This is a genomic window from Adlercreutzia murintestinalis (assembly GCF_943192905.1).
Classification (GTDB): domain Bacteria; phylum Actinomycetota; class Coriobacteriia; order Coriobacteriales; family Eggerthellaceae; genus Adlercreutzia_A; species Adlercreutzia_A murintestinalis.
Genome location: NZ_CALPCC010000040.1, coordinates 1 through 3,214 on the forward strand (window position 1 = coordinate 1; position 3,214 = coordinate 3,214).

A 3,214-nucleotide genomic window follows, 5' to 3' on the forward strand; every position below is an offset into this window, starting at 1 on the left:
CGCGGCAAGCTGCGATAAGCTCTGAGGAGGGGCACACACCCGCTATCACTCAGAGGTCTCCGAATGGGGGAACCCAGCAGGGGTCATGCCCTGCTATCTGCACCTGAACACATAGGGTGTAAGAGGACTACCCGCCGAACTGAAACATCTAAGTAGGCGGAGGAAGAGAAATCAACCGAGATTGCGCTAGTAGCGGCGAGCGAACGCGCATCAAGCCCAAACCCGGGCGCGTGTATAAGCGGCGAGGCGTTGCCGTCCGGGGGTTGTGGGGCAAAGCATTCCAGAGACTCGCTTCTCTGGTTGCGGTGTACAAAGCGAGCATCTAGCAAAACGGCATGGAAAGGCCGGCGAAACAGGGTGAGAGCCCCGTATGCGAAAGATGGCTCGGCCGCAGTCTTTGTTCCCGAGTAGGTCCGAGCACGTGAAACTCGGCCCGAAGCTGGGGGGACCACCCTCCAAGGCTGAATACTGACCTGTGACCGATAGTGGACCAGTACCGTGAGGGAAAGGTGAAAAGCACCCCGGGAGGGGAGTGAAACAGCACCTGAAACCGCGCGCCCACGAGCAGCCGGAGCACACTTGCGGTGTGACGGCGTGCCTTTTGTAGAATGAGCCAGCGAGCCACCGTATATGGCAAGGTTAAGCTATGAAGCGAGCCGAAGCGAAAGCGAGCCTTTAAGATGGCGTATCAGTCATATGCGGTGAGGCGCGAAGCCGGGTGAGCTATCCTGGGGCAGGGCGAAGCGGGGGTAAGACCCCGTGGAGGCCCGAACCCACTTGGGTTGAAAACCGAGGGGATGACCTCAGGATAGGGGTGAAAGGCCAATCAAACCCGGAGATATCTCGTTCTCCCCGAAATAGCTTTAGGGCTAGCCCTGATCGTTCTCCTTAGGTGGTAGAGCCACCGGATCTTTGAGGGGGCCTCACCGCCTGCCGATGAGAACCGAACTCCGAATGCCTAAGGACAAGAGATCAGGAGTCAGGTCACGTGGGATAAGCCGCGTGCCCGAGAGGGAAACAGCCCAGACCGCCCGCTAAGGTCCCTAAGTACATGCTAAGTGGCAAAGGATGTGCGTCTGCCCAGACAACCAGGATGTTGGCTTAGAAGCAGCCATGCATTTAAAGAGTGCGTAACAGCTCACTGGTCGAGTGGACATGCGCCGACAATTCACGGGGCTCAAGCATGTCACCGAAGCGGCGGGTTGGTAACTTTTAGTTACCAGCGGTAGGGGAGCTTCCCGCGCTGCGGCGAAGCGGTAAGGCGACTTGCCGTGGAGCGCGCGGGAGTGAGAATGCTGGCATGAGTAGCGAGAGTGAGGCGAGAAACCTCACCGCCGTAAGCCTAAGGTTTCCTGGGGAAGGCTAATCCCCCCAGGGTCAGTCGGGAGCTAAGGCGAGGGCGAAAGCCGTAGTCGATGCACAACGGGTTGATATTCCCGTACCGCTGATCAGACGTTATCACCGATGAGGCGACGGAGGAGGGCAGCCGGGCGGGGTTCTGGACGTCCCTGTGAAAGCGTGTAGGGGGTGTGCTGATGAAAACCACAGCACACGCATTCCCTGAGACGTGAGACGAAGCGCATACGCGCGAAGCCGGTCATCCCATGCTTCCTAGAAAAACCCCTAGGGAGACTGATCAGCGCCCGTACCAAAACCGACACAGGTGGGCGGGTAGAGCATACCGAGGCGATCGGGAGAACCATGGTCAAGGAACTCGGCAAAATAGCCCCGTAACTTCGGGAGAAGGGGCGCCGGCTGCTGTGAAGGCGCTTGCCGCAATAGCGGTGGCCGGCCGCAGTGAAGAGGCCCAAGCGACTGTTTACCAAAAACACAGGACTCTGCGGAAAGTCGTAAGACGAAGCATAGGGTCTGACGCCTGCCCGGTGCTGGAAGGTCACGAGGAGCCGTTAGCAGCAATGCGAAGCGGCGAATCTAAGCCCCAGTAAACGGCGGCCGTAACTATAACGGTCCTAAGGTAGCGAAATTCCTTGTCGGGTAAGTTCCGACCTGCACGAACGGCGCAACGACTTGGGCGCTGTCTCGACCATGGACCCGGTGAAATTGCATTGTTCGTGAAGATGCGAGCTACCTGCGGAAGGACGGAAAGACCCCGTGAACCTTTACTGCAGCTTGGCATTGGCATCTGGTACAGCGTGTAGAGGATAGGCAGGAGGCTATGAAGGTAGGGCGCAAGCCTTGCTGGAGCCACCCTTGGAATACTGCCCTCGCTGTGCTGGCTGCCTAACGTGTGGCCGTGAACCGGCACACGGACCGTGCCAGGTGGGTAGTTTGACTGGGGCGGTCGCCTCCTAAAATGTAACGGAGGCGCGCGTAAGGTCCGCTCGGGACGGTCGGCAACCGTGCCTGAGAGCGCAAGAGCGCAAGCGGGCTTGACTGCGAGACAGACTCGTCGAGCAGGTGCGAAAGCAGGCTCTAGTGATCCGGCGGCCCCATGTGGGAGGGCCGTCGCTCAACGGATAAAAGGTACTCCGGGGATAACAGGCTGATCTTGCCCAAGAGTCCACATCGACGGCAAGGTTTGGCACCTCGATGTCGGCTCATCGCATCCTGGGGCTGGAGCCGGTCCCAAGGGTATGGCTGTTCGCCATTTAAAGCGGTACGCGAGCTGGGTTCAGAACGTCGTGAGACAGTTCGGTCCCTATCCTCCGCAGGCGTAAGGGGATTGAGGGGAGCTGCCCCTAGTACGAGAGGACCGGGGTGGACGCACCTCTGGTGGCGCGGTTGTCGACCAACGGCATGGCCGCCTAGCTACGTGCGGAGCGGATAACCGCTGAAAGCATCTAAGCGGGAAGCCGTCCCCAAGATTAGTCCCCTGTTTGGTAAGGGCCCAGGTAGACCACCTGGTTGATAGGATGTAGCTGTAAGCCGGGTGACCGGTTCAGGCGAGCATTACTAATAGCCCGAGCTCTTCACTTCCACGACTTGACACGTCTCGTTAGCAAAGAGGCGATCATGTTCGAGAAAGGTTTCTTCTGTGTTGTGTCCGACCTTCGGTCAGACGGATTCGTGTCGCGCGCATGCAGACGCCAGGGTGCTACCCTCGAACACGACGAGCACCCTGCGCGAGCGGAACCATGGAGCGGGGGATCACCCGATCCCATTCCGAACTCGGAAGTTAAGCCCCGCATCGCCGATGGTACTGCGGCGTCAGGCCGCGGGAGAGCAGGACGTTCCGCTCGCGCAGGGTGCTTTT

General features: G+C 59.3%; 2 rRNA genes. Both read left to right on the plus strand.

Annotated elements, in window-relative coordinates:
* Positions 1 to 2,937, plus strand: a 23S ribosomal RNA gene (locus NFR19_RS08740); the annotation flags it as partial.
* 148 nt (positions 2,938 to 3,085) lie between these two features.
* Positions 3,086 to 3,200 (plus strand): 5S ribosomal RNA (rrf, locus tag NFR19_RS08745).
* Positions 3,201 to 3,214 lie beyond the last annotated feature (14 nt).